Below are 25,090 nucleotides of genomic sequence, written 5' to 3'. Positions count from 1 at the left end.
CCATATCGACCGGTGGTCCGTTGAGGCGTTTATACCTTCCGCCGATCGCGAGGAGGTGTGACCGCCTCGACGTGGGTTGCCCCGCGCCGCCCGAAACGGGAGCAATGGTTGCCGGATGAGGCGGCAAATATGGCTGGGGAAAACCAACAAGTATAACGCGACGAACTATCATGAGATAGGGTAGATGCAGCCATCAGTACCACAGGAGTACCTTCCGGACGAGTCGGACCGACCGGATTACATCCACCCGCTCCCGGAACTCCACTACACGCAGGAGATCAACGCCGCCGAACAGCTCGTCGACGTCCACGTGCGCAACGGTCACGGCGACGCCGTGGCGATCCACTTCGAGGACGAGGAGATCACCTACGCCGAGCTGCAGGAGCGTGTCAACCGGATGGGGAACGCGCTGTCCGACCTCGGCGTCGAGGCCGGCGACCGCGTCGTCGCCCGGTTCCCGAACCGTCCCGAAGCCATCGTCACCTGTCTGGCGGTCCAGAAGATCGGCGCGGTCGCGCTCCCGTCGATGAAGCTACTGCGCGCCAAGGAACTGCGGTACATCATCGACAACGCCGAGGCGTCGACGGTCGTCGTCTACGACGACCTACTCGAGGAGGTCAATAACGCGCTGCCCGACCTCGACACCGTCGAGGACGTGATCGTGGCCCAGCGCAACGGCGTCGAACACGACCATCACGACTACGACGAGCTCCTCGCGGACGCCAGCCCCGAACTCGAGGCGTACCCCACCGAGCGCGACGACCTGGCTCTGATGCTGTACACGAGCGGCACGACCGGTCGGCCGAAGGGTGCGATCCACACCCACCGGCACGTCCTCGCGACGGCGGACGGGTACGCACGCTACTGCATCGAGCCGACCGCCGACGACGTCTTCGGCGGCAACCCGCCCCTGCCGTTCGCGTACGGCTACGGGGACCTGGTCACGTTCCCGCTCCGCTTCGGCGCGAGCGTGAGCCTCGTCGAGAACGCCTCGCCGGAGGACCTCCTCGAGGCCACCGAGGATCACGGCATCACCGTGATGTGTTCGATCCCGACCGGCTACAACCAGATGCTCTCCCAGCACCCGGACGCCACCGAGGAGTACGACCTCTCCTCGCTCCGGCTCGGGCTCAGCGCCGGCGAGCCGCTCACGCCGACCACCTTCGAGAACGTCAAGGAGGAGTACGGCATCAAGCTCCTCGACGGGATCGGCACCACGGAGATGCTCCACATCTTCATCAGCCACCGGCACGACGAGGAGATCGACCCGAGCGCGACCGGGTTCGCGGTCCCCGGCTACGAGGCGAAGATCATCGACCCGGACACGGGCGAGGAGTGTGAACGCGGCGAGGCCGGACTGCTGGCCGTTCGCGGCCCGACCGGCGTCGAGTACTGGAATCGACCGGAAAAACAGGAGGACGCCGTCGAGGACGGCTGGTCGCTGCCGGGCGACATCTTCGTCCAGCGCGAGGACGGCCGTTTCGAGTACAAGTCCCGCAACGACGACCTCATCGTCTCCAGCGGATACAACATCCCCGGCCCGGAGGTCGAGGCCGTCGTCGAGGAGGTCGCGGAGGTCGCGGAGGTCGCCGTCGTGGGCAGCCCGCACGAGGAGCGCGGCGAGATCGTGAAGGCGTTCGTCGTCACCGCAGAGGACGTCACGGGCGACGACGCGCTCGTCGAGACGATCCAGAACCACGTCAAGGACACGCTCGCCCCATACAAGTACCCTCGCGCGGTCGAGTTCGTCGAGTCCCTCCCGCGGACCGAGACGGGCAAGATCCGCCGGACCGAGCTTCGCGAACGCGAGCGTCAATAACTTCGTGCGTCGTGCAGTAACTTCCGTTCGACTGCAGTAATCCCTCGAAATACGCCGTCCGAACGCGGTCGGATCGGCCGTCGATCCGGCGTCCACCGGCGCGTTTTTCGTGCGACTTCCCCCATCCGCCGTCACGAGGTACGTGTGGGGACGTCGCTCCCGCTATGCGTATACGAAACCGTATACGAGAGCGTATACGGAAACGGCCGCCGGATCGTCCGTCCCTCAGCGACGCCGGCCCCTATTATCACAACTATACGGTTGTAAGGTAGGCTGGTCACGCGGGGACCGCCCCGATCGAACCGGGGACACGAACGGATGGGCGACGAACTATCCCGATCGATCGGGTGGTGTATACGATATACGTATACACCAACGACGGACACACGTCGGTGGTCGGGAACACGCGGTGCCTCGGTGCTCCGCGAACCGGCAGTGGAACTCGGATGGTGTGGATCGCGGCGGAGCTGGCTCCAACGCGGTCGTCGGATGACATCCGACGGGCAGCAAAGTCGCTAAGCGACTTTGCGACGGCGAAGAACGTCGGCTTCGGATCCTCCGTTCGGAGGCCGTTGCCCCGCACGGAGGCCGTTGCCTCGCACGAAGGCCGTTGCCCCGCACGGACGGGCGACACGTCACCTCGCCCCACGGCCAGCGAGGCTGAACGTAACTGGCGGCTACTCGTCTGCCAGGAGGATCGGTCGGAACGGGTGTCCATCGACAAGCCCCGCTTTCGGGCGGGACGGTGACTGAGAACCGACGGTCGACCGCATCGACATCGACGGATCGGCGGCCCACGTCGGGCGTCTGTTAGGCGGTCCACCGACCGCCGTGCGTCGATTTCCGTTCAGGGACCGCGGTCCGTCTCGAGCTTGAGGTCGGCACGCGGCTTCGCGATACATGTCAACACGTATCCCTCCTCCTTCTCGGAGTCGGAGAGGAACATTCCCTCGGTCTGATCGACGTCGCTCGGGTCGCTGTCGCCGGCGAGCTTGGCCGAACAGACGCCACAGACGCCCATCCGGCACTGGTAGGGCATGTCGATCCCGGCGGCCTCGGCGGCCTCCAGGATCGGTTCGTTCTCCGCGACCTCGATCGTCCGGTCGAGGTCGACGAACTCGACGGTGTGGGTCTCGACCATGCTTAGGCGTCCTCGTCGACGCGCCGTTCGTAGACGTGTTCGACCGGCTCGAAGCCCTGATTGCGGTAGAACTCGGCGGAGTCCTCGTCGCCGTGCATCACGTCGACGCGGTAGAAGTCAACCTCGCGGGGATCCTCCGCGAACCACTCGTGGGCGACGTCGACCATCCGTCGGCCGAGTCCCTCGTTGCGGTGGTCCTCCATAACGTAGTGTCCGTTGATGTAGCCGTGATTCTTCAGGCGGAAGATCGGGTGATTGCCCCGCACGCGCGCTTCGAGAACTCCGACGAGGTCGCCGGAGTCGGCGTCTTCGGCGACCACGACGGTGCCGTATTTGGAGTTGAGCAGCTGGTTCTCGAAGTACTTCAGCCACCGATCGTTGGCGCTTTCCTTGTGCCGGTAGCGCTCGTCGTACTTCGAGAGGTGTTCGGTGAATCCGTGCCAGAGCTCGAGGAGTTCTTCGCCATCGTCGGACTCGGCGTGTCGAACCTCGTAGGTCATACGAGCCCGAATGACGCCGAGGATTAAAAAAGTCGCCCTCCGCGACGGTCGGCTCGCCCGTCCGAGACCGCCGCGTTCGGGCGGTCAGTTACGCCGTTCGTATACAGAAAAGGATTATAACCCTCGGTGGCTAACGCATTCATAGCGAGTCAGCTATGCCCACGGAAGCGAAACTCAAAGAGCAAGTACAGAACGGGAAGATGATCGAGTCGCGCGACGAGATGACTGAGGGCTACGAGAAGGCGCTCAAGCAGATCCTCACCGTCTCGGGCGACACCGAGTTGATGAGCGCGCCCGCCTACTACGAGCAGTCGCTCAACGCGCCGTCGATGGACGCCCGCGCGTCCTGTATCAGCGTCATCCAGGACGAGCTCGGCCACGGCCACATCGCCTATCGACTCCTCGAGGACCTCGGCGAGGACCGCCACGACCTCATCTACGAGCGGGAACCGCACGAGTTCCGGAACACGTACGGGTTCGACCAGCACATCGACAACTTCGCGGAGCTCGTCAGCGCGCACGGGATGTTCGACCGCGCGGGGATCGTCCTCCTCAGCGACGTTCACGAGAACACCTCCTACGCGCCCTGGAAGCGCGCGCTCACGAAGGTGAACAAGGAGGAGCAGTTCCACCTGCGCCACGGCGAGACCTGGATGCGCCGGCTCGCCAACAAAAGCGACAAGACGCGCGCGAAGCTCCAGGACGCCATCGACTGGATGTTCCCGATGGCGATCGAGTGGTTCGGCCTGCCGGACGACAAGAAGAAACACGACGAGCAGCTCGAGTACCGCATCAAGGGCAAGACGAACGACGAGCTGCGCGAGGACTGGCTCGAGCGCGCGATGCCGCTGATGAACGAGCTCGAACTCGACGTTCCGGCCCACTACGACGACGAGGCCGACGAGTACGTCCTCGATTACGAGTTCCCGGTCGCCTTCGACGAGGAGAACAAGGAGTGGCGCTTCGACGAGCCGATCTCCTGGGACGACGTCATCGACCGCTGGCGCGGTCGCGGCCCGGCCAACGAGAAGTACGTCGACCTGATCCAGTCGAAGACCGTCGAAGTGCAGGTGTAAGATGTCCTGTAGCACCCCGACGCCGGACGACTCGACGCCGGACGACTCCACGGCTCCCGCGACCTCCAGCGACTTCATCGAACGTCGCCGCCGGGACGCGACGGGCTTCGAGGCGGAGGTCTGGGACGTCGTCGACGAGATCCCGGACCCGCACATCCCGGTGAGCCTCGTCGAGATGGGGATGATCTACGACGTCGACTACGCGGACGGCCACGTCGACGTCGAGATGACCTTCCCCTGTATGGGCTGTCCCGCCTACGACATGATCCACAACGACATCGAGAGCTGCCTGCTCGTGTACGACCGGGTGGACTCGGTCGACGTGGACGTCGTCTGGGAGCCCGTCTGGTCGAAGGAGATGCTGACGGCGGACGTCCGCCGGAAGATGAACGAATCGGGCATCAGCCTGTAACACAGCCACCGAGACACACCGAAACAGCAGACAACGATGACACGACATTACGAAGTCTTCGCCCGGATCAACCAGGGCGATGAGACGCTCCACATCGGAAACGTACAGGCGGACAGCGATCGGCTCGCGAAGCTGTACGCGCACAACACCTTCGACGAGGAGGATTGGGACTTCCTCGCGGTCGTCCGCCGGGAGGACGTTCACGAGGTCGACGTCGATCAGGAGGTGCTCTCGCCGGCATGAGCGAGTGGCCCGACGCCGCCGTGGACTACGTCCAGGCGATCACGGACACGAAGCTCGTCCTGGGACACCGCTACGCGCAGTGGTCCCTGACCGGTCCCTCGCTCGAGGACGACATCGGCGGCGCCAGCGCCGCCCAGGAGGAGGTCGGACACGTCCGACAGCTCTTCCGGCTCCTCGAGGACCAGGGACGCGACTCGGACTGGCTCGACGGACACCGCGATCCCGAGGCGGTCAACAACGTCGCCAGCCTCGATTCGATCGAGGGCGAGTGGCCCGCATACCTCGCGACGATGGCCACCGCCGACCGCGCCGCGTGGTACCTGCTCGATGCGATCGACCACGAGGACTTCGGCGGGATGGTGACGAAGATGGGCGAGGACGAGTACTTCCACCTGGAGTACCACGACGCCCGCCTCGAGAGCCTCGCCGAGAAGGAGGCCGAGGTCATCCAGTCGACGCTCGAGGAGACGCTGCCGCAGGCGCTCGCGTTCATCGGCCCCGCCGAACACGACGCCGAGTCGGACCCGCTGTACGCGGCCGGCTTCACCGACCGTCCCGTCGCCGAGATCCGCGAGTCCTACCTCCGTCACTTCGAGGACCTCTTCGAGGGAACCCCCGTCTCGCTCGAGAACGTGGACCGCTCGGCCCCCGACCTCGAGGCGTGGAACGAGACCCGCCGCCGCGTGAACGGCGGATCGATCCCCGAAGCCGATCTCGTCCAGATCCGCGGCGACAGCAACGAACTGTACGTGATGGACTGATGACGGTGGCATCCGAGGGCCGGACCGGCGGGGACGTGGACCCCGACGTCGAGGACGCGGATCCCGACGCCGAGGACGCGGATCCCGACGCCGCCGACGGGACCGACCGCGGCGACGACGAGCCGACGGTCCGGTGTCCGTTCTGCGAGTCGACGGACGTGGAGCAGGAGTCCCAGTTCGGCAGCGAGATCTCGAAGTCGCAGTACTACTGCAACGGCTGTCACACCGTCTTCGAGCGGATCAAGTACGACGGGAAGCGGCCCGACACGAGCTGAGGGCTCTCCCGTGTCCACGGATCGCGGCCGGTCCCCGTCCGGGATCGGCGGCGATCGCCGCTGCGGGGCGCACCTCTGACACGAAACCGACGTAGAGCGCGGCGAGAGCCCCTGCTTCGGCGATATCATCGCCGTTCGGTATGAGAAGCTATTTATATACTGGTTCCGATCCTACGGATACATGCAATCGTTCACCGAGCTCGACCTCGAGTACTTCGAGACGAACCTGGACGACCACGTCGGCTACCTCCGACTGAACCGCCCGCCGGCGAACGCGCACCACATCGACGTCCTGCTGGAGCTCCAGCGCGCCGTCGAAGTGATCCGGTTCGACGACGACGTCCGCGTGGTACTGTTCGGCAGCGCGAACGAGGACATCTTCTCGACCGGCTTCGACATCGGCGTCCTCCAGGAGAAGTCCGGCCAGCAGATCGGCTACGCGAGCCAGACCAGCAAGGAGGTCATCATGAAGATCCGCACCACGGACACGATCTTCATCGCGATGGTCAACGGCCACTGTATGGGCGGCGGCCTCGAGCTCGCGCTCGCGTGTGACTTCCGCTACGTCGGCGACGACGACGACTACAGCGTCGGGATGCCGGAGGTCCACCTGGGTCTCATCGCCGGCGAGGCCGGCACGCAGCTCCTGCCGCGGTACATCGACCGTTCGACCGCCCTGAAGATGATGATCACGGGCGAGACGCTGACCCCCGAGGAGGCGACCGAGCGCGGCATCTTCGACGAGATCCACTCGCCGGAGGAGGTCGAGGACGCGGCCCGCGAGTTCGCCGACCAGATCGTCCAGAAGCCGAACCTCGCGGTCGGCAACAACAAGCTCGCCGTCAACGAGGGGCTCGAGCTCCCGCTGTCGGACGCGCTGGCCCACGAGCGCGAGCTGCAGAACCGCCTGCTCGGCTCCGACATCGCCAAGGAGGGCGTCGACGCCTACCTCGGCAAGCGTGACCCCGACTTCCTCGCGGTCGAGAAGGGCGAGAAGGAACCCGGCGACGCCGAGTAACGACCGCGGACGCCGCAGCACGACGCGCGGTCCCCTTTCGGGTCTCCCCTTTTCCGTCGACGACGCCTTCGCCAGCGCCCCGCCCGTTCGGGGCGGTCGCTTTCCGTTCGGGGCGGTCGCTTTCCGTTCGGGGCGGTCGCTTTCCGTTCGGGGCGGTCGCTTTCCGTTCGGGGCGGTCGCTTTCCGTCGGGAGCGACCGTGTCGATTCGGTCGAGGGAGGTGGCGGAGGTGACGGACGAGGAGGTGGCGGTTGAGGACGTGGCGGTTGAGGACGTGACGGCGGACGACCGATCGTCGGCGTCTCAACCCATCGTCGACGTTTCAGCCGATCGCCGACTTATAAGTCGAGCGCGTGCTCGGCGACCGTCGTCTTCTGGATCTCGGTCGTTCCGCCGATGAGGCTGAGGATCTTCGCGTCGCGGAAGTAGCGCTCGAGGGGGTAGTCCGTCCGGTACCCCTTCCCGCCGTGGATCTGGATCGCGTTGCGGGTGACGTACTCGACGACGTCGCTGGCGACGTACTTCGCCTTGCTCGAGGCGCGGGTGTCGCCCTCGCCGGCGGCGATGTCGTGGGCCGAGTCGTAGACGAGGTGGCGCGCCCCGTCGAGCTTCGCGTCCATTTCGGCGACGAGCACCTGGACGGCCTGATACTGGCCGACCGGGTTGCCGCCCTGCTCGCGGGCGCCGGCGTAGTCGACCGCCTCCTCGAAGGCCGCCGTCGCGATGCCGGTCGCGATCGCGCCGAGGCCGGTCCGCGCCATGTCGATCGTCCCCATCGCGATCCGGAAGCCCTGCCCGACCTCGCCGAGCAGCGCGTCCGCGGGGACCGCCACGTCATCGAAGGCGGAGTCGCCGGTGACGTGCCCGCGCATCCCCATGAACTCCACGCGGTCGAAGGTGAATCCCGGCGCCTCCTCGGGGCTCGGAACGAGGAAGACGCTCACGCCGTGGCCCTCGTCGGGCGCCGGGCGCTTGCGCGCGACGACGAGGTGGACGTCGGCGACGCCGGCGTTCGTCCCGAAGGCCTTCTCGCCGGTGATCGCGTAGCCGTCGTCGGTCTCCTCGGCGACGGTTGCAAGCTCCGTCGGTGAGCTGCCCGCGTCGGGCTCGGTGAGCAGCATCGCGCCGATCGACTCGCCGCGGGCCATCGGCTCGAGATACGCCTCCTTCTGGGCGTCCGTGCCGTGCCGGGCGATCGGCAGCGCCGCGAAGGTGTGGCCCTGGATGCTCTCGGCGACCGCGCCGCTCGCCTGCGCGATCCGTTCGATCACGAGACAGTACGAGAGGAAGTCCGACCCCTCGCCGCCGTATTCCTCGGGCAGCAGCACGCCGAGTAGCCCACGGTCGCCGGCCTCCGCGAGGACGTCGCGGGGGAACTCGTCGGTCTCCTCGATCGCCTCGGCCCGTGGGGCGACCACCTCGGTGGCGAAGTCGTCCGCCCGGTCACGGAACTCCCGATGCTCCTCGGAGAGCGCGCTCTCGATGAGGCTCATAGGCGTGATAGCGGCACACGTCCTAATAAGTGCCCCGAGGTTTGCCGACGCACGCATCCCCGTTCATGCGCGATCGAGGCGGTTGACCGCTCCCGTTCGTTCCCGAGTCCGGAGGGGACGATTTATGTGGGACGACCTCCCACTGGCGACCATGAGGGATGTGTACGTCATCGGGGCTGGCCAGTCGCCGTTCGGCTCGTTCCCCGACGAGACCTACCTGTCGCTGTTCGAGACGGCCTACGAGAACGCGCTCGAGAGCGTGGGCGGCGAGCTGGATCCGGACCGGATCGACGAGGCGTTCCTGGGAACGCTCGGCGTCGGCGGGCGACAGATCGGCCTGAGCAGCCCGGCGGTCACTGAACACCTGGGACTGCACGGCGTCCCGACGACCCGCGTCGAGAACGCGTGTGCCGCCAGCGGCTACTCGTTCCGCTCGGCGCTGACTGCCGTGCGGGCCGGGACCGCGGACGTCGCGCTGGCGGGCGGCTATGAGGTGATGACCGACACGAGCGCCGACCAGACCAAGTGGTGGCTCGGCGTCAGCGGCGAGACCGAGTGGGAACGCACGAGCGGGACGACCTTCGCCGGCGTCTACGCCCAGATGGCCAGCGCCTATCTCGACGCGTACGACGCGACCGTCGACGACCTCTCGCGGGTCGCGGTGAAGAACCACGGCAACGGTGCGAAGAACCCAAAGGCGCACCTCGGGTTCGAGTGTTCGCTGGAGGACGCGCGCTCCGCGCCGGGCGTGGCCGACCCGCTCAACCTCTATCACTGCTGTCCGACCACCGACGGCGCCAGCGCAGCCCTGTTGGCGAGCGAGGAGGTCGCCGCCGAGTTCGACGGCCCGGCGGTCAAAGTCGCCGGCGCCGGCGCGGCCAGCGGGCGCGTGGGGCTCTTCCAGCGCGAGTCGCTCACGAGCATCCCCGCGAGCGTGCAGGCCGGCGAGCAGGCCTACGCCGAGGCCGGCGTCGCTCCCGACGACCTCGATTTCGCCGAGGTCCACGACTGCTTCGCGATCGCGGAGCTGCTGGCGTACGACGACCTCGGCTTCTGCGAGCGCGGCGAGGCCGGCCGACTGCTCCGTGAGGGCGTCGTCGACCCCGACGGCGAGCTGCCGACGAACACCAGCGGCGGCCTCAAATCGAAGGGCCACCCGATCGGCGCCACCGGCACCGGCCAGGTCGTGGAGGCGTTCTCCCAGCTCCGCGGGGAGGCCCACGTGCAGGTCGACGACCCGACCTACGGGCTCACCCACAACGTCGGCGGCAGCGGCGGCGGCGTGACGGTTCACGTCTTCGAGCGCACGGAGGTGGACGCATGAGCGCCGACCGTGACGTCGCGAACGACCTCGCGGCCGACGGCGGGTCCGCGCCGGACGTCGACGCGGTCGGCATCGAGACCGCCGCGATCCGATTGCCCGAGTACCGCCTCTCGAGCGAGGCGATCGCCGAGGCGTGGGGGACGAGCCACGCACCCGGCGTCGAGCGAAAGGCCGTCGCCGGCGCGGACGAGGACGCGCTGACGATGGCGGTCGCCGCCGCCGATCGCGTGCTTGCCGGTGACGCCGACGGGACGACCGGCGGCGGCGCGGCGAGCTCCGATACGGTCGACCCCGACCGCGTCGACCTCGTGGTGACCGCGACGACCACGCCCCCGATGGAGGAGGGCGAGTTCACGCCGCGGCTCGTTCGCGCGCTCGGGCTGCCGACGGACGTGGCGACCGCGACCCTCGGCGGCTCGACCGCCGCCGGCGGCGAGGCGCTCGCACGCGGGCTGGAAGCGGCCGCCTCGAGGACTGCGCTGGTCGTCGTCGCCGACTGCCCGGCGGGTGATCCGGCCGAGACCGACCACCCGATGGGCGCCGGCGCGGCCGCGTTCGTGTTGTCGAGCGATCCCGCGGTCTCCGTCGGCGAGCCGGCCTGGCACGTCGAGGAGTATCCGGGGATCCGCCACCGCGAGCGCGGCGCCGAGACGGTCGACACCCTCGACATCACGACCTACCAGCGAACCGCGATCCGCGAGTCGATCACGGCCGCGACGGAGGCGCTCGCCGACGACGGCGGTCCCCTCGCCGGGCCGGGACTCGAGGCGGTCGATGCCGCCGCGGTCCACCAGCCGAACGGGAGTCTCCCGTACCGTGCGACCGGCGATCTGCCGTTCGATCCCGAGGCGGTCCAGGCCGGAACGGTCGCCGACCGGATCGGCGACGCGGGCGCCGCGACGGTTCCGATCGGACTGCTCGCCGCAGTCGCCGACGCGAACGGCGAGGCGGACGGTGCCGATCCGGACGGCGACCGTCGGAGCGTCGCGGCCGTCTTCGGCGGCGGCACCGCGGTCTCGATGGCCTGCCGCGGGACGGTGTCCGTCGCCGGCGTCGAGGAACTGGACGCCGGCGAGTCGATCACCTACGACGAGTATCTCCGCAAGCGCGGCACGATCGTCGACGGCGAGGTCGCGGGCGGCGGCGCCCACGTGAGCCTGCCGAACTGGCAGGGCTCGCTCGACCAGCGCTACCGGCTCGTCGCCGGACGCTGCCCGGAGTGCGGCGGCGTCACGTTCCCGCCGACCGGCGCCTGTCGGGAGTGTCACGAGCGCGTCACCTTCGAGGAGTTCGAGGCACCCCGGACCGGAACCGTCCGTGCCGTGACGGTCATCGGCCAGGGCGGCGCGCCGCCGGAGTTCGCCGGCCACCAGCAGCGCGACGGCGCCTACGGGGTCGCGATCGTCGACCTCGGGGAGGGCGACGACGAGATCACCCTGCCCGGACAGCTGACCGACGCCGACCCGACCGCCGTCGAGGTGGGCGACGCCGTCACGGCGACGGTCCGGCGGATCTACGAACAGGAGGGCGTCCCGCGGTACGGCGTGAAGTTCGTTCCCGAGGCGGACGCCGAGTGAGGGCGGTTCGCCCTCGGCGGCCGGGTCGGATGTCGCGATCACTCCCGCTCGAGGTCGAACTCGTCCCAGCGCTCCGCCACCGACTCGCGGACGTTCTCCGGAAATGACTGTTCGAAGGTGACCCGCGGCGCGATGTACTCCTCGTCCCAGCGCGGGTCCCACGTGGCGGCGATGTGGAGCCGCGAGCCGGTCTCGCCGTCGCGCCGGTAGCGCGTGGCGGTCGCGCTCGGGGCGTGCGGCTCGCTGAACGCCCAGTCGTTGGCCGGGTGCGCCTTCACCCACATGTCGTCGAGCGCCTTCGCGAGGTCGGTCGGGTCGGATCCCTCGTCGACGATCAGGACCTTGTCGAAGAGCCGCGAGAACGAGAACAGCGTGTTGGCGAGCTGCCACTCGAAGCCGGCATAGAGGATCTCGCTGGCGACCAGACACATCCCGAGCCCGCCCTCCGGCGGGAGCCTGACCCACCGAACCGGGGAGACGCCCCAGTACCCGTTGACGCGCCGGTAGAGCCGTGCGGCCTCGACGAGGCTCACGAGCTGGGTGTCGTCCGACAGCGGGGCGCCCAGCGGCGAGACGGCCACGACCGGGTCCTCCCGGGTCGCGATCCGGTCGACCCCCAACACGACGGTCGCCGTCTCGCAGGCCGCCTCCCAGGCCGCACGCCGCTCCTCCGTCGTGGTCGTCGTGCTCGCCGGATCCGGCGTCGAACCGGTGACCGTCGGCTCCCTGCCACCCGGCGCCTCCATCCGGAGGGTTCCGTCGATCCTGACCTCGGCGTCGCGCGGGACGAGCCGGCCGTCAACCCGGGCGGTCGCCGTCGGGGCGATTCCGGCGGCGAGTTCGGGGACGTCCGTCCGCACGCGGTCGCCGATCCACCCCTGGAGCGCCGCGACCAACGCCGGTGCGGAGACGCCGAGCAGCAGGCTGACCGCCGGCGGATCCGTCGGCGGTCCGCCGTCGATCCCGCCGCGTTCCCTCCCGTTTTTCACTCCGCCGCCACCGCTCCCGGCGTCCTCCGTCGCGGCTGCGAGCCGCTCACGAAACGCGCGCGGGACCACGAGCCGGAGCCGCGAGCTGCCCCGGACGCCGCCGCGAACCGGGACCCATGTGGTTCCGTATTCCGGGCCGAGATCGACCGCGAGAATCCCCAGCGAGACGATCGGGCGCGTGTTCGCCGAGAGGGTCGGCAGCCCGAGGGTGTGCAGATCGAGCGTCGGGTCCGGGGTCGCTGCGGGCTCGCCGTCGGCCGCCGTCGCCGGCTCGGTCCGCTCGCCGGCCAACAGCTCGAGCAGGTCGCCGTACTCGTGGGTCGGCGGTACGGTCGCGAGGTCCTCGCCCGCGGTCAGCGCGTCCCCGATCCGGTCCCACGGCTCCCGGTCGTGGGCGGCGAGCTGGTCGGGACCGCCGAACGCGCCGGCGACGAACCGGACGTGTCCGGGCGTTTGCTCGAACGCCAGGGCGGGGGCGCCCTCCCGTGCGGCGACCGTGGCGATCGCGGCCGCCTCCTCGTCCCAGTGGACGCGGTCGTCGATCGCGACGAGGTCCCCGCGTTCGCGCAGCCGATCCAGGTGGGATCGAAGCCCGAACCCGCTCATCGGCGCCAGCCTCCCGTCGGCTCCTCGCGGGGCGGTCGGCCGCCCAACAGCGCGTCCTCGACGTCGAGTTCGACTCCGGCCGCCCGGAGCGTTTCGCGTGCGCGCCGTTCCAGTTCGGGGGAGCGGTCCGGCGCCGGCTCCGACCGGGTCGCGTCGATGTAGGTCTTCGCCGTCTTCGCCTTCGAGGTGCCGGTCTGAATGTCGCCCTTCTCGCTGGGCGTCTGGTAGATGTTGAGCGGCACCTTCGGCATCGTCTCGACGCCGAACTGGTGGAAGTCCGCGTCCGGGTCCGCGTGCAGCGCCAGCGCCTCCACGACCGCACGGGAGTCCGTGGGCTCGACGTCGGCGTCGACGAAGACGAAGAAGTCGACGTGTAACATCCCCCAGGTGGTGAAGATGAAGTTCGCGAGCTCGTGGAGGTAGCCCGGCTCGCTGCGGTCGGTGGCGATCACGTAGACCGTTCGCGGCGTCGAGGTCCAGGGCACGCAGCACTCGACGTCGAAGCCGGCGGTTCGGAGGCCGAGCGTCGCGTCGGGGCCGACGCAGCCGGCCTCCATCGAGCTCGTGGAGTTCTCGGCGTAGCCGACGCCGGACCCCTCGACGCAGAAGGGGATGATCGGGTCCTCGCGGTGGGTGATCGCCGACACCTCTAGGACCGGCATCGACCGCCGCGGGCCGTGCATGTACCCGAAGTAGTCGCCGAACGGCCCCTCGTCGCGTCGGGCGTCCGGGAGGATCTCCCCCTCGATGACCAGCTCCGCGTTCGCGGGGACCCGCAGGTCGTTCGTCTCGCACTCGACGAGCTCGATCGGCTCGCCCTTGAGCCCGCCGGCGAACTCGGCCTCGCTCCGGTCGGTCGGGATCCACATCACCGAGGTGTACTCGACGGCCGGCTCGGCGCCCACGACGATCGCCACGGGCATCGGCTCGCCGCGGCGTTCGTACTTGTAATAATAGAGGTTCGGCGTCTGCTCGCCCGCGAGCAACAGCACGCTCGCGGTCCCGCCGTCGTGAACCATCGCGCGGTGGTACGACCAGTCGACCCACTCCGAGTCGGGATCGGGGGCGACGAGGGTGTGGAGGTTCGAGTAGCGACCGCCGTCGCCGGCGTGGATGTACGGCCACGGGAACCGGAGCAGGTCGACGTCCGCGCCGGTCACCGTTCGCTCCTTGACCGGCGCGTCGGCGGCCTCGACCGACGTCGGCGGGATCGGGTCCTGGAGCCGGTCGATCACCGCCTCGTAGAACTCGTACCGCGAGAGGTCCCTCGGGAGGTCGAGCCCGAGCGCGATCCGGTTCCAGGGACGGCTTCCGCTCCCGCGATAGGGGTCCCCGACGAGCCTGGCGGCCTCGGTGCGTTCGAACAGCGGGATCCGCGCGTCCCGCTCGTTCGCGAGCATCGTGATCGCGCTGGCCTCGAGGTTCCAGGAGACCGCCTCATCGATCCGGGACAGGTCGTCGTGGGCCTCGAGGACGGCGAGATACTCCCGCAAGCTGTCGATCGTCATCGACGCTCACCGCCGAGCGGCCGTTCGGGTCGGGTCATTCGCCGGCGTCCGTGAGCGCCGACCGGAGGCCGTCCCGGTCCCGTTCCACCTTCCGGTCGATGTACGCCTCCAGCAGCTCCGGATACTCCTCGGCGAGGTGATCGAGCATCAGCTGCCGGCTCGCCTCCGAGACCGACTCGAACTCGCCGGTCCGTTCGAGGTACAGCAGGATCGCCTTCACCTCGCGCGACCGCGTGTTGATCACGTTGTTCTCCGCGGCGGTCTCGTCCATGATCGACTCGAGCAGGTCGACGTCGACGTCGGGCTCCTCGACGTCGGTCTCGATGACGTCGATGTACCACCGCTCCTCGACGTTCTCGTGGGGGCCCTTCAGCACCGTCAGCGGTTCCGGATCCGCGAGCGAGTCGGGATCGCGGCTGACCCGGGCACGCGTGTCGAAGATCTCCTTCGTGTGTTGGTCGGTCACCTGCAGCCGGATCTCTCCGTCCTCCGGGTCCGGGGGCAGGTTCGTTTCCGAGGTCACGTACGTGCCGGGCATCGTCTGCCGAGTGGTATGGGGGGACGATAATAAAGCCTTGCTGGACGCTCACCGTCGTGGCGCGGACGTGACGACCGTCACGGAGGGATCGGGTCTGGAGAATCGGCGTGTTCGTCGTCGCGTCGTCGCGTCAGTCGGCGGCCGGCGGCTCGGCGGCGTCAGCGGCGGCGTCGTCGCCATCGTCGTCCGCCCGCGGGAACTGGCCGATCGTCTCCGCGCGGAACGCCTCGACGTCGAACTCGTGGTCCCCGTCGAGGAACGCCAGCACCTGCTCGGCGTCGGCCATCGCGTTCTTCAGGCAGGTCGAGGCGCCCGGCGAGGGCGTGATGTTGAACAGGACGTCGTCGCCGGTGATCTTCGCCTCGCCCATGTCGAGGTCCTTCGCTTCGGTGTCGACGATCTGCGGCCGGACGCCGCCGTAGCCCGTCGCCCGGTCGATGTCGGACAGTTCGACGGTCGGAACGACCTTTCGGACGTTCGGGAGGAAGGCGCGCTTGCCGACCTCGGGGACGTCGTAGACGAGGTTCCGGAGGACGTACGGCAGCAGGATCCGGTCGGCGAGGATGTTCGCGTAGCTGAGGAACGAGTCGGGCGAGAAGCCGAAGACGTCGAGGAAGTCGCCGACGGTCGACATCCGGCCGCGTTCGAGGGTCGGCACGACCTTCGCCGTCGGGCCGAACCGCGTGATGTCTCCGTCGTGAACGTCCGCGTCGCCGTGAACCGCGGCGAACGGGAGCTTCTTCATCTGGAGGGTGTAGACCTTCCCGTTCAGCAGGTCGTCGGCGAGGAAGAAGCTCCCCGCGACGGGCAGCAGCGACATGTTCTGCCCGTAGCCCATCTCCTTGGCGATCTGGAGGCTGTGGGACCCGGCCGCGACGACCGTGGCGTCCGACTCGAAGATGCCGTTGTCGGTGGTGATCCGGAACCCCTCGCCGTCGTCGTCGATGTCGGTGACCGTCGTGCCGGTGTAGACGTCGACGCCGTCCTCCTCGTCGGCCAGGTCGACGAACGACTTCGAGACCGCGCCGTAGTCGACGACGTAGCCGTCCGGCGTCTGGAGCGCGCGCAGCTCCGTGTCCGGATCGCGGCCCTCCACGACCTTCGGCTCGAGGTCCGCGATCTCCTCGCGGTCGATCGACCGCAGCTTGGGATACAGATCGCCGAAGCCCTCCTCGTGGTACCGCGACTCGAGCTTCTCGACCTCCTCGTCGCCGACCGCCAGCACCATTTTGCTGCGCTTGCTGTGCATCTCCCGGTCGGGGTCGTGGTTCTCGAGGTAGCCGGCCAGCAGCTCGGCGCCCTCCTTGACCTCCTCGGCCTTCTCGAGGGTGTAGTTCGTCTCGATGTCCCCGAAGTGGAGCGTCTGGGAGTTGTTCGTGTGATGGGAGTTGATCGCCGCGATCTCCGGTTCCTTCTCGATCAGCACGACGTCCTCGACGTCCGTGAACTTCGCTACCGTGTACAGTAGCGACGCCCCGCTGATGCCTCCTCCGATGATGGCTAGGTCGTATTCATCCGTCATGGTTGGCGTGAGGTGCTCTCGTGTTCCTCTGGAGCGTCAGCGGTTAATTTACTTTTCATACGCGATTCGCCTCGGCCAGCTCGAACGCGGGGACCGTGGTCGTGGTCCGGTGGCGCGACGTCGTGGCCTGATGTCGTGGCTCGATGGCCCCGAAACGCATTTGCTTGCCCGCCGAGGCCACCCGGTATGGACCTCCGGATCGACCACGTGACGATCGCGGGACGGGACCTCGAGCAGCTCACCGCGGCGTTCACCGCGGCCGGGCTTCCGGCCGAATACGGCGGGACGCACTCGAACGGCGTCACCGAGATGTCGATCGTCGGGTTCCGCGACGGGAGCTACCTCGAACTCGTTTCGACTGTCGAACCGGGGCTCGAGTCGCCCTGGTGGGACGAGCCGATCCGCCGCAACGGTGGCCCGTGTGCGTGGGCGCCGGGGTCGACGACATCGCGGCCGCAACGTCGACGTTTCGCGACCGCGGGATCGTCGTCGACGGTCCCACGGCGTACGAGCGCCGACGCGAGGACGGCGTGCTCGTGGAATGGGACCTCACGTTCCTCGGCGACGGCGACCCGGGGTCGCTGCTCCCGTTTCTCATCAGCGATCGCACGCCACGGACCCGTCGTGTCCAGCCGACCGGCGATCTGGCGTCCGCCCCGGTGTCGGGAGTCGATTCCGTGATCGTCGGCGTCCGCGACCTCGCTGCCGCCGTCGACCGGTTGCGGACCGCCCTTGATCTCGACGCGCCGGTTCGTGGCTCCGTCGAGCGGCTTCACGCCGACGTCGCCGTCTTCGGGGACGCGCCGGTCGCGCTGGCCAGCCCGCGGGACGATGGCTGGCTCGCCGAGCGACTCGAGGCGTTCGGACCGCTTCCGGTCGCGTACCTCCTCGGGAGCGACCCCGGCGTGACGGACCGGTTCGACGACCTCGAGACCGGATCGATGGCCGGACGACGCGTCGACTGGTTGCCGCTCACCGACCCCGTCGGTCGACGATACCTGGGCCTGGTCGGCCATACGACCGAGGCGGGGCCTCGAGGTGAGGGGAGAACGTGAGGCGGGGCGGGAACGCGACGGAGTACCCGACCGCGTCTGCGAACGCTTTTCACCCAGCGATCCGAGGGATCGGATATGCGTATTACCGACGGTGACGGGGTTCGGACGGTCACCTTCGACCGCCCGGATTCGAAGAACGCGTTCACCGAACAGGCTGCACGGGACCTCGCGTCGGCGATCGACGGGGCGTCGACGGCCGACCACGACGCGATCGTGCTCACGGGCGAGGGCGACGCGTTCAGCGCGGGCGGCGACATCGAGGCCATGGCCGCCCGCGAGGAGACGGCCGCCGAGTCCTTCGAGCGCGTCCAGAACACGCTCGGGCGCGTCGTCGAGGCGGCGATGACGAGCCCGGTTCCCATCGTCGCGAAGGTGAACGGAGACGCAGTCGGCGCCGGATTGGCTGTCACCGCCGTCAGCGACTTCGCGTACGCGGCGGCCGACGCCACCTTCGGGTGCGCGTTCGTCCGCGTCGGACTCGTGCCGGACACCGGCGGCACGTTCCTGCTCCCGAAGCTCATCGGACTTCGGGCGGCGAAGCGGCTCGCGTTCACCGCCGACTTCTTCGGCGCCGCGGAGGCGGCCGAGCTGGGCCTGATCAACGAGGCCGTCCCGGCGGACGAGCTGGACGCGACCGTCGACGACCTCCTCGAAACCCTCGGCAAGCGGCCCTCCGAAACGATCGGGCTCGCCAAGCGAGCCATGCACGAGAACCTGGGAACCTACTGGCGGGAGGCGCTCGAGCAGGAGCTGTTGACCCAGTCGCTGGCCTACGGGACTTCGGACCACGAGGAGGGCGTCTCGGCGTTCCTCGAGGGACGCAGCCCCGACTTCTCCTGACCGGATCGGGTCCCTTGCACACGCCGTCGGGTCGACCGATCGTCCCGCCTCTCGACGATCGTCACCCGGAGTGGGAAGTCGGTGGATAGGCGTTTGATGACCATATCTATCAGATACGAGTCATTGATGTTTTATTTATATAATGGCGTCCGTACTGCGTCGACGGCGGAGCCAGTCGTCGGCCGCCCGCCGCCTCACGGTCCGCGGATCAGAACTCCGCGACGGACGTCCCGGCGTCGACCACCGCGTCGGCGTCCTCGGGCAGCAGCGCGACGACGAGGTAGTCGGCGAACTCCTCGAAGTAGTCGACCACGCGGGCGATCCGGTCGGAGTCGATCGCCTCGAGGGAGTCAAGCAGCATCACCGGCAGCTCCTCGTAGACCTCGTGGACGAGGTAGCCGGCGAGCGCGAACACCAGGCCGATGACCTCCCGCTCGCTCTCGGAGAGGTGGTCGATCGTGTCGCGGTAGGTTGCTCCGTCCTCGGCCACGCGGACGATCTGGAGGTCGAACGTGCTCTTGGTCACCTTTTGGCGTCCCTCGCGGACGTTCCGCGTCTTCCGCTCGATCCAGATGCGTTCGATGTTGTCGTACTCGAGGACCTCGAGGACGGAGGCCATGTGGTCGTTGAACGACTCGACCGACTCCTCCTCGATCCGGTCGACGCGCGTCCGGAGCTCGGTGAGCTCGTCGGCGATCTCCTCGCGCCGCTCTTGGAGGGATTCGTGTTGCTCCTCGGCGCTTTCGCGCTCCTCGATCTGATCGTCGATGTCCCCCAGATCGGACTCGAGCCGGTCGATGCGGAGGTCGAGCTCGTTCGCCTCGCGGTGGAGCTCGAGCACCTCGTCGTACTCCCCGCCCACGGTCTCGGTTTCGGCCTCGAGCTCCTCGACGCGGTCCTCCTGGTCCTCGATGCGCTCCTCGAGGTCCGCGATGCGCTCCTCGGTGGTCTCGATCTCGGTCTCGACGTCCGAGAGCCGGCGCCGGGTGCGGTCGAGCTCGCGCTCCTTCCGTTCGATCTCCGACTTCTCGGAGGTGAGATCGTTGATCCGCTCCTGGAGCTCGTTGCGCTCGCTGAGCTTCTCGGTCCGGAGCTCGCGGAGTCGATCGACGGTCGTCTCGATCCGGTCGGACTCTACCTCCGATCCGCAGGTCCAACAGACCGTTCGGTCCTCCGCGGCGACGAGCTGGTCGGTCAGCTCGCCGGTGCCGCCGTCGCCCGCGACGTCCGCCTCCTCGAGGTCGAGGCCGTCGCCCTCGAGCATCTCCTCGTTGAAGCTGATGACGCTGCCGAGCTGGCTGAGCGTCTCGTTCAACGCACGCTGACGGTTTCGGAGCTCCTCGATGCGCCCGGCGAGCCGCTCCGGGTCCTCGTCGGCCGCCTCGGCCTCGGCGAGCCGCGACTCGAGCACGTCGCGCTCGCTCGTCAGGTCCTCGAGGGTCGTCCGCTCGGCCTCCAGCTCGAACTCGAGGTCCTCCAGATCCGACCGGCCCTCCCGAAGCCGGTCGAACGCCTCCTCGATCTCGCGCTTCTGGGACCGGCTCTCCTCGAGGCTGACGTCCGCCTCCTCGATGGCCGTCTGGAGTTCCTCGCGCTCCGCGCGCGCCTCCTCCAGCTCCGTTTCGATCTCTCTGCGTTCCGTCTCGAGCGACGGGAGTTCGCTCTGAAGGCGCTCGTACTCGTCGATCTGGGAGTCGATGCGCTGCTTCTCGCGCTCGAGCTCCGTGATCTCCGACTCGATGTCGGCGGTGTCGACCGGCCGCATGATGAGATCCCGGAGGTCGTCGCCGCGCTCGACGGCGCGGCGCGCCTCGTTGTTCTCGAGCAGGAACGCGAACAGGTCGGCCAGCTGCGGGTCATCGAGGTACGGGTCGCCGCCGTAGGACACCTGGTCGCCGTGCCGCGTCAGCGTTCGCGTGTACGTTTCCTCGCCGATCTCCAGATCGACGAACCCCTCGTCGGCGTCGCCCTTCAGCGAGGAGCGTTCGCTGCCGAGGCCGGCCATGATCGCCTGGAGGAACGACGTCCTGTTCGTCGCGTTCCGTCCGCTCAACACCGTGATTCCAGGCGAAAGCGTCAGCTCGTCCGAATCGATACCCCCGATGTTCTCGGCTGCCACGCGGACTTCCCGCGCTGGTGTATCCTGACTGCTCATTGGTGGCGTAACGAACTCCTCATTGATAACTGTTCACCTCTCGACCCGGTCGCGACGCCGAAAATCGGTCCCTCGCCCTCACGACCGGCCGGCGGCGCTCGCGGTCGGGCGCGAGCCTACGTCCCGCAGTCGCACCCGCCGCGTCGGAGGAGTTCGCTCGCGGTGTAGTCGGTCCCGCACTCGCTGCAGACGACCCGGACGTCGACGAACACCTCGTACTCCCGGTCGGTGAGCTGGTCCCCGGAGACGAGCGTTTCGATGGTTGACTCGGTCACGGCGGTCGTCCGTCCCTGCAGCCGCTCGAGCGTCTCGGTCTTTCGTTCGAGCAGGTTCTCCGACCGGTCGGGGAGCTCGGCTTCCCGGTACTCAGTCAGATACGTATAAATGGCCTGATGAGTGACGAAATCGGAGAGGACGTCGTCGACGTCCACGCCCGATCCCTCGAGCTCGCGTCGCTTGCGCATCTCGTCGGCTCGTGGGACGTCGTCCCCGGTGAGCGTTCGGTAGGCGCTGTCGATGTCCGTCTCGGCGACCGCCTCCCCCGCCTGTCTGAGCGCCGCCTCGAGCACCGACCGGTTGAATTCGTCCGCCAGGTCCCGGAGACTCGTCCGGTCCCCCGTGGCGCCCGTCCAGTCGTCCTCCAGTTCCGCCCCCTTGCCGGCGAGGTCGTACTTGTCGATCACGCGTGCGACCTTGGTGTTCGGCCGCGATGACTCGCTCATGGGGCCACGTTCGACACGGGGGATTACAAATATATCGGTGTAAATCCGATCGATTAATCATTTTAGTATATGTTGTTTGAATAATTACTAATTCGGGAACTGACCGGATACGTTTCATATTTCACGCCCCGATCTTCGGGCCGTGACCCCGGCGTTCTCGGCCGGCGGTGAGCTGACGGGGGCACGACCCGCTCCGGAGAGATCGAACGAGGTCACGACCCGTTCCGGTGGGATTCACGACCCGTTCCGGTGGGATTCACGACCCGCCCGGTGTGACTCAGGTACCCGTGCGGGTCGATACCGATCGGAACACGGCGGGGATCCATACAGATTTATCTGCCTTGCTGTTCCGTATATAGACACGATGTCCAAGCCACTGATGGCGGCTCGGCACCCATCCTCGGCGCTCCCGGACCCGGAGACAGCCGAGAACGTCATCCACAACCCGTCGCTGGAACGACTGCGATCGTTCTCTCGCGACCTCGAGACGACCACGGAGTTCGGGTCGCCCTCGTACGTGAGCCGGGAACGCTCGCGAAACGCCGACGCGACGACGAACGCGATCGACCACGAGTTCGACGCCACCGACCAGAAACTCGTCGCCGACGTCGTCGAGTTCGCGGCGGACGCCGAGATGGTCTGTCTCGACCGCCAGGTTGGCCGGCATCCGGACAACACCTACGTCTGTCGGTACTACGTTCCGAAGGCGTACGGACGCATCGCGCTCGCGGTCGCGAAGCTCTTCGAGCCCGTCGACGGCGACCGTGAGCCCGACTTCTACACCGTGCAGATCCCCGACTGGGACGAGGTCGCCGTCCGGATCCTGCCCGAGGCGGGGTTCACCGCCGTCGTCGGCAGCGACTACACCGGCGAGGCGAAGAAGTCCTTCCTCCGGCTGTTCATGTACTACGCGAAACGGCAGGGCGGGCTCGGGCTCCACGCCGGCAGCAAGCGGGTTCGGCTGCTGAAGGAGGGCGTCGAGTCGCCCGTCGATGACGCCGGTGAGGCGATCGACGCCGACGCGGCCGACGGGCTCGAGACGGTCGGCCAGCTCTTCTTGGGCCTGTCCGGAACCGGCAAGTCGACGCTGACCGCCCACGGGCTCTGGCTCGACGAGCCCGAGGACGCGACGATGCTCCAGGACGACGTCTGTGCTCTGCTGCCCGACGGCTCCGTGGCGGGCAGCGAGGGACAGGGCCTGTTCGTGAAGACACACGGGCTCGATCCGGAGACCGAGCCCGCGATGTACGACGCGACCACCGACGAGAGCGCGATCCTCGAGAACGTCGACGTCGCCGAGGACGGCACGGTCGACTTCGACAGCGACCGATACACGACGAACGGCCGCGCCATCATCCAGCGCGAGGAGCTCTCCTCGGCCGGCGACGACGTCGACCTCGAGACGGTCGACCAGGTCTTCTTCATCACGCGCAACCCCGCGATGCCGCCGGTCGCGAAGCTCACCCCGGAGGAGGCGGCGGTCGCGTTCATGCTCGGCGAGTCGATCCAGACCAGCGCGGGCGACCCGACCGCGGCCGGCGAGTCGATCCGCGTCGTCGGAACCAACCCCTTCATCGTCGGGTCGGAGGGCGAGGAGGGCAACCGGTTCCGCGACCTCATCGCCGACCTGGACGTCGACTGTTACGTGCTCAACACCGGCAGCGTGGGCGACGTCGACGTCGGCGTCGAGGACACGATCACCCTGCTGCGGTCCATCGCCCGCGGCACCGTCGAGTGGACGCCCGACGAGGCGACGGGTCTGACGGTGCCCGCGGCGGTGCCCGGAATGGACGTGAGCCGGTTCGACGTCGCGAGCAACCTCGAGAACCACGAGGAGCGGCTCGCCGAGCTCCGCCGGGAGCGGGAGGCGCACCTCGAGCGGTTCGACGACCTCGACGACTCGATCGCCGACGCGCTGTACTGAACGGCCGGCGGCTCGCCGTCATTCGCCGTCCCGCATTGCCGCCATCAGCTGTCTTCCTACGGTTTCGCCGCCATCATCTGCCTTCCTGTGGTTTCGACGCCATCGGTTACCCGCTATCGCTTCGCCGCCATCGACCGACTCGGAACAACGCTTTTCACTCGACACGGCGACGCAGCAGTATGTTCGATCCGATGCCGGCGGCCGGCGACTCACGCGCCGGCAGGACGGCGCTCGAGGCGATCGCGGCCGGGATCGACGCCGCCCGCCCCGAGACGGTCGTCGACGAGCTGATCTCTGTCTCGGGCACCGACCCCGCGGGCGGTTCGCTCCGGATCGGCACGGACCGGTACGATCTGGCCGCCTACGACGAGGTCATCGTGCTGGGCGGCGGCAACGCCGCCGGGCGGCTCGCCCGGGCCCTTGCCGACCGGCTCGGGAACCGGCTCGACGGCGGCGTGGTCGTCACCGACGATCCGGTTTCGGCGGGGCCGGTCGAGGTCGTCGAGGGGACCCATCCCGTTCCGAGCGACGCCAACGCCGCGGGGACGCGGCAACTTCTGCAGCGGGCACGCGGAAGCGACGAGGGAACGCTCGTGCTGGCGCCGATCACCGGCGGCGGCAGCGCGCTGTTGACCGCCCCGGCGGACGGGATCACGACTGACGAACTGGCGTCCCTGACCGACGCGCTCCTCGCAAGCGGCGCGCCGATCGAGCGGATCAACGCGGTCCGGAAACACGCCTCGGCGATCAAGGGCGGTCGGCTCGCACGCGAGATCGCGCCCGCGACGGTCGTCGGACTCCTGCTAAGCGACGTGACTGGCGACGACCCGGCGGTGGTTGCTAGCGGCCCGCTCGCTGGCGATCCGACCACGTACGACGACGCGCTCGCGGTCCTCTCGGAGTACGACGTCGAGGTCCCCGACTCGGTCCGCCGGCAGCTTCGGGCGGGGATCGAGGGGGATCGTCCCGAGACGCCGACCGCGGCCGATCCGGCGGTCGAGGCAGTATCCACACACGTCCTCGCGACCAACCGGACCGCCTGTGCCGCCGCCGTCGAGGCCTGCGAGGCGGCCGGGTTCGAGACGCTGTTGCTCTCCGCGTCGGTCCGCGGCGAGGCCCGGGAGGCCGCGAAGACCCACGTCGCGATCGCCGAGGAGATCCGCCGCTCCGGCTCGCCGCTCGACCCGCCGGCCGCGTTCGTCTCGGGCGGGGAGACGACGGTCACGATCGCCGGCGACGGAACGGGCGGTCCGAACCAGGAGTTCGCGTTGAGCGCCGCGATCGAACTGGCGGACCGGGCGACGCTCGCCGCGGTCGACACGGACGGGATCGACGGCCCGACCGATGCGGCGGGCGCGATCGTCACGGAGACGACGGTTCCGGACGATGACCCGACGCGGACCGACGACGGGACGGTCTCCGACGACGGGGCGGCCTCCGACGACGGGACGGACGGCATCCTCCGGGAGGCCCGAGCGCGGCTGGCCGACAACGACGCGCTGCCGTTCCTCGAGAAACGGGACGCGCTGCTCGTCTCCGGACCGACGGGAACGAACGTCAACGACCTCCGAGTCGTGATCGTGCCGGAGTGAC

General features: G+C 68.4%; 23 protein-coding genes. 14 read left to right on the top strand and 9 right to left on the bottom strand.

The window, feature by feature from the left end; all coding sequences use genetic code 11:
* Positions 1-184: 184 nt before the first annotated feature.
* Positions 185-1,819 carry an acyl-CoA synthetase gene (locus tag CPZ00_RS04890; protein ID WP_096389890.1) on the top strand — a complete coding sequence of 545 codons (1,635 nt, stop codon included), beginning with the start codon at positions 185-187 and terminating at the stop codon, positions 1,817-1,819.
* Between the two features lie 847 nt (positions 1,820-2,666).
* Here CPZ00_RS04890 and CPZ00_RS04885 read toward each other — a convergent pair.
* A complete protein-coding gene (locus tag CPZ00_RS04885) occupies positions 2,667-2,960 on the bottom strand; it encodes a 2Fe-2S iron-sulfur cluster-binding protein (protein WP_021073349.1) in 294 nt (97 codons plus the stop codon).
* A 2-nt stretch (positions 2,961-2,962) separates the two neighbouring features.
* Positions 2,963-3,460: a GNAT family N-acetyltransferase gene (locus CPZ00_RS04880; RefSeq protein WP_096389889.1), complete on the bottom strand. Its 498-nt coding sequence runs from the start codon at positions 3,458-3,460 to the stop codon at positions 2,963-2,965.
* Positions 3,461-3,615: 155 nt separating this feature from the next.
* Between CPZ00_RS04880 and CPZ00_RS04875 the strand changes: the two genes are divergently transcribed.
* The 6 genes from CPZ00_RS04875 (at position 3,616) to CPZ00_RS04850 (ending at position 7,245) form a co-directional block, all read left to right on the top strand.
* Positions 3,616-4,536 carry a 1,2-phenylacetyl-CoA epoxidase subunit PaaC gene (locus CPZ00_RS04875; RefSeq protein WP_096389888.1) on the top strand — a complete coding sequence of 307 codons (921 nt, stop codon included), beginning with the start codon at positions 3,616-3,618 and terminating at the stop codon, positions 4,534-4,536.
* A gap of 1 nt (position 4,537) precedes the next feature.
* A complete protein-coding gene (locus CPZ00_RS04870; protein WP_096389887.1) occupies positions 4,538-4,948 on the top strand; it encodes a metal-sulfur cluster assembly factor in 411 nt (136 codons plus the stop codon).
* A 36-nt stretch (positions 4,949-4,984) separates the two neighbouring features.
* Positions 4,985-5,191, top strand: coding sequence for a phenylacetic acid degradation PaaB family protein (locus CPZ00_RS04865; protein WP_096389886.1), 207 nt, complete (start codon positions 4,985-4,987; stop codon positions 5,189-5,191).
* Positions 5,188-5,952: a Phenylacetic acid catabolic protein gene (locus CPZ00_RS04860; protein ID WP_096389885.1), complete on the top strand. Its 765-nt coding sequence runs from the start codon at positions 5,188-5,190 to the stop codon at positions 5,950-5,952. The genes CPZ00_RS04865 and CPZ00_RS04860 overlap by 4 nt, the downstream gene beginning before the upstream one ends.
* Complete coding sequence (locus CPZ00_RS04855) at positions 5,952-6,227, top strand: PaaD-like zinc ribbon domain-containing protein (protein ID WP_096389884.1); 276 nt, start codon at positions 5,952-5,954, stop codon at positions 6,225-6,227. The genes CPZ00_RS04860 and CPZ00_RS04855 overlap by 1 nt, the downstream gene beginning before the upstream one ends.
* 181 nt (positions 6,228-6,408) lie before the next feature.
* Positions 6,409-7,245: an enoyl-CoA hydratase/isomerase family protein gene (locus tag CPZ00_RS04850; RefSeq protein ID WP_096389883.1), complete on the top strand. Its 837-nt coding sequence runs from the start codon at positions 6,409-6,411 to the stop codon at positions 7,243-7,245.
* A 337-nt stretch (positions 7,246-7,582) separates the two neighbouring features.
* On the opposite strand, the gene CPZ00_RS04845 is transcribed toward CPZ00_RS04850, so the two are convergent.
* Positions 7,583-8,737: an acyl-CoA dehydrogenase family protein gene (locus CPZ00_RS04845; protein ID WP_096389882.1), complete on the bottom strand. Its 1,155-nt coding sequence runs from the start codon at positions 8,735-8,737 to the stop codon at positions 7,583-7,585.
* A 151-nt stretch (positions 8,738-8,888) separates the two neighbouring features.
* Between CPZ00_RS04845 and CPZ00_RS04840 the strand changes: the two genes are divergently transcribed.
* Together CPZ00_RS04840 and CPZ00_RS04835 are read left to right on the top strand one after the other, a co-directional pair.
* Positions 8,889-10,061 carry a thiolase C-terminal domain-containing protein gene (locus CPZ00_RS04840; protein WP_096391601.1) on the top strand — a complete coding sequence of 391 codons (1,173 nt, stop codon included), beginning with the start codon at positions 8,889-8,891 and terminating at the stop codon, positions 10,059-10,061.
* The gene (locus CPZ00_RS04835; RefSeq protein ID WP_096389881.1) at positions 10,058-11,638 is read left to right on the top strand and encodes a zinc ribbon domain-containing protein; all 1,581 of its coding nucleotides are present in this window, start codon (positions 10,058-10,060) and stop codon (positions 11,636-11,638) included. Before CPZ00_RS04840 ends, CPZ00_RS04835 begins: the two co-directional genes overlap by 4 nt.
* Before the next feature lie 38 nt (positions 11,639-11,676).
* On the opposite strand, the gene CPZ00_RS04830 is transcribed toward CPZ00_RS04835, so the two are convergent.
* The 4 genes from CPZ00_RS04830 to CPZ00_RS04815 form a co-directional block, all read right to left on the bottom strand.
* Positions 11,677-13,233 carry a UbiD family decarboxylase gene (locus CPZ00_RS04830; protein ID WP_096389880.1) on the bottom strand — a complete coding sequence of 519 codons (1,557 nt, stop codon included), beginning with the start codon at positions 13,231-13,233 and terminating at the stop codon, positions 11,677-11,679.
* Positions 13,230-14,741 (bottom strand): UbiD family decarboxylase, encoded by a 1,512-nt coding sequence (locus CPZ00_RS04825; protein ID WP_096389879.1) that lies wholly within the window; start codon positions 14,739-14,741, stop codon positions 13,230-13,232. Before CPZ00_RS04825 ends, CPZ00_RS04830 begins: the two co-directional genes overlap by 4 nt.
* 34 nt (positions 14,742-14,775) lie before the next feature.
* A complete protein-coding gene (locus CPZ00_RS04820) occupies positions 14,776-15,279 on the bottom strand; it encodes a hypothetical protein (protein ID WP_096389878.1) in 504 nt (167 codons plus the stop codon).
* A 130-nt stretch (positions 15,280-15,409) separates the two neighbouring features.
* Positions 15,410-16,801: an FAD-dependent oxidoreductase gene (locus CPZ00_RS04815; RefSeq protein ID WP_096389877.1), complete on the bottom strand. Its 1,392-nt coding sequence runs from the start codon at positions 16,799-16,801 to the stop codon at positions 15,410-15,412.
* A gap of 186 nt (positions 16,802-16,987) precedes the next feature.
* Here CPZ00_RS04815 and CPZ00_RS16120 point away from each other — a divergent pair, with 186 nt between their 5' ends.
* From CPZ00_RS16120 to CPZ00_RS04805, 3 genes are all read left to right on the top strand, one after another.
* Complete coding sequence (locus CPZ00_RS16120; RefSeq protein WP_394338428.1) at positions 16,988-17,482, top strand: VOC family protein; 495 nt, start codon at positions 16,988-16,990, stop codon at positions 17,480-17,482.
* Positions 17,383-17,856: a hypothetical protein gene (locus CPZ00_RS04810; protein WP_394338436.1), complete on the top strand. Its 474-nt coding sequence runs from the start codon at positions 17,383-17,385 to the stop codon at positions 17,854-17,856. Before CPZ00_RS16120 ends, CPZ00_RS04810 begins: the two co-directional genes overlap by 100 nt.
* Positions 17,857-17,931: 75 nt before the next feature.
* Entirely contained in the window at positions 17,932-18,696 is a 765-nt protein-coding gene (locus tag CPZ00_RS04805) for an enoyl-CoA hydratase/isomerase family protein (RefSeq protein WP_096389875.1), read from the top strand.
* 208 nt (positions 18,697-18,904) lie between these two features.
* On the opposite strand, the gene CPZ00_RS04800 is transcribed toward CPZ00_RS04805, so the two are convergent.
* On the bottom strand, positions 18,905-20,851 hold the full coding sequence (locus CPZ00_RS04800; protein ID WP_096389874.1) for an archaea-specific SMC-related protein: 1,947 nt from the start codon (positions 20,849-20,851) through the stop codon (positions 18,905-18,907).
* A 116-nt stretch (positions 20,852-20,967) separates the two neighbouring features.
* Positions 20,968-21,573: a rod-determining factor RdfA gene (rdfA, locus tag CPZ00_RS04795; RefSeq protein WP_096389873.1), complete on the bottom strand. Its 606-nt coding sequence runs from the start codon at positions 21,571-21,573 to the stop codon at positions 20,968-20,970.
* Between the two features lie 364 nt (positions 21,574-21,937).
* Here rdfA and CPZ00_RS04790 point away from each other — a divergent pair, with 364 nt between their 5' ends.
* Both CPZ00_RS04790 and CPZ00_RS04785 read left to right on the top strand, forming a co-directional pair.
* Entirely contained in the window at positions 21,938-23,497 is a 1,560-nt protein-coding gene (locus CPZ00_RS04790; protein WP_096389872.1) for a phosphoenolpyruvate carboxykinase (ATP), read from the top strand.
* A 179-nt stretch (positions 23,498-23,676) separates the two neighbouring features.
* Positions 23,677-25,089: a glycerate kinase type-2 family protein gene (locus CPZ00_RS04785; RefSeq protein ID WP_096389871.1), complete on the top strand. Its 1,413-nt coding sequence runs from the start codon at positions 23,677-23,679 to the stop codon at positions 25,087-25,089.
* The last annotated feature ends 1 nt before the right edge of the window (position 25,090 follow it).

Source organism: Halopenitus persicus (genome assembly GCF_002355635.1).
Classification (GTDB): domain Archaea; phylum Halobacteriota; class Halobacteria; order Halobacteriales; family Haloferacaceae; genus Halopenitus; species Halopenitus persicus_A.
The sequence above is the reverse complement of the archived record's forward strand: the minus strand, read 5'-3'. Positions and strand labels throughout refer to the sequence as shown.

Bases quoted from the DNA above. Each gene is read 5' to 3' on its own strand.
- CPZ00_RS04860 (WP_096389885.1), top strand. From the start codon at position 5,188: ATGAGCGAGTGGCCCGACGCCGCCGTGGACTACGTCCAGGCGATCACG.
- CPZ00_RS04835 (WP_096389881.1), top strand. From the start codon at position 10,058: ATGAGCGCCGACCGTGACGTCGCGAACGACCTCGCGGCCGACGGCGGG.
- CPZ00_RS04840 (WP_096391601.1), top strand. From the start codon at position 8,889: ATGAGGGATGTGTACGTCATCGGGGCTGGCCAGTCGCCGTTCGGCTCG.
- CPZ00_RS04885 (WP_021073349.1), bottom strand. From the start codon at position 2,960: ATGGTCGAGACCCACACCGTCGAGTTCGTCGACCTCGACCGGACGATC.
- CPZ00_RS04880 (WP_096389889.1), bottom strand. From the start codon at position 3,460: ATGACCTACGAGGTTCGACACGCCGAGTCCGACGATGGCGAAGAACTC.
- CPZ00_RS04805 (WP_096389875.1), top strand. From the start codon at position 17,932: ATGCGTATTACCGACGGTGACGGGGTTCGGACGGTCACCTTCGACCGC.
- CPZ00_RS04825 (WP_096389879.1), bottom strand. From the start codon at position 14,741: ATGACGATCGACAGCTTGCGGGAGTATCTCGCCGTCCTCGAGGCCCAC.
- CPZ00_RS04850 (WP_096389883.1), top strand. From the start codon at position 6,409: ATGCAATCGTTCACCGAGCTCGACCTCGAGTACTTCGAGACGAACCTG.
- CPZ00_RS04785 (WP_096389871.1), top strand. From the start codon at position 23,677: ATGTTCGATCCGATGCCGGCGGCCGGCGACTCACGCGCCGGCAGGACG.
- CPZ00_RS04865 (WP_096389886.1), top strand. From the start codon at position 4,985: ATGACACGACATTACGAAGTCTTCGCCCGGATCAACCAGGGCGATGAG.
- CPZ00_RS04845 (WP_096389882.1), bottom strand. From the start codon at position 8,737: ATGAGCCTCATCGAGAGCGCGCTCTCCGAGGAGCATCGGGAGTTCCGT.
- CPZ00_RS04790 (WP_096389872.1), top strand. From the start codon at position 21,938: ATGTCCAAGCCACTGATGGCGGCTCGGCACCCATCCTCGGCGCTCCCG.
- CPZ00_RS04875 (WP_096389888.1), top strand. From the start codon at position 3,616: ATGCCCACGGAAGCGAAACTCAAAGAGCAAGTACAGAACGGGAAGATG.
- CPZ00_RS04830 (WP_096389880.1), bottom strand. From the start codon at position 13,233: ATGAGCGGGTTCGGGCTTCGATCCCACCTGGATCGGCTGCGCGAACGC.
- CPZ00_RS04870 (WP_096389887.1), top strand. From the start codon at position 4,538: ATGTCCTGTAGCACCCCGACGCCGGACGACTCGACGCCGGACGACTCC.
- CPZ00_RS04890 (WP_096389890.1), top strand. From the start codon at position 185: ATGCAGCCATCAGTACCACAGGAGTACCTTCCGGACGAGTCGGACCGA.
- CPZ00_RS04815 (WP_096389877.1), bottom strand. From the start codon at position 16,801: ATGACGGATGAATACGACCTAGCCATCATCGGAGGAGGCATCAGCGGG.
- CPZ00_RS16120 (WP_394338428.1), top strand. From the start codon at position 16,988: ATGGACCTCCGGATCGACCACGTGACGATCGCGGGACGGGACCTCGAG.
- rdfA (WP_096389873.1), bottom strand. From the start codon at position 21,573: ATGAGCGAGTCATCGCGGCCGAACACCAAGGTCGCACGCGTGATCGAC.
- CPZ00_RS04800 (WP_096389874.1), bottom strand. From the start codon at position 20,851: ATGAGCAGTCAGGATACACCAGCGCGGGAAGTCCGCGTGGCAGCCGAG.
- CPZ00_RS04820 (WP_096389878.1), bottom strand. From the start codon at position 15,279: ATGCCCGGCACGTACGTGACCTCGGAAACGAACCTGCCCCCGGACCCG.
- CPZ00_RS04855 (WP_096389884.1), top strand. From the start codon at position 5,952: ATGACGGTGGCATCCGAGGGCCGGACCGGCGGGGACGTGGACCCCGAC.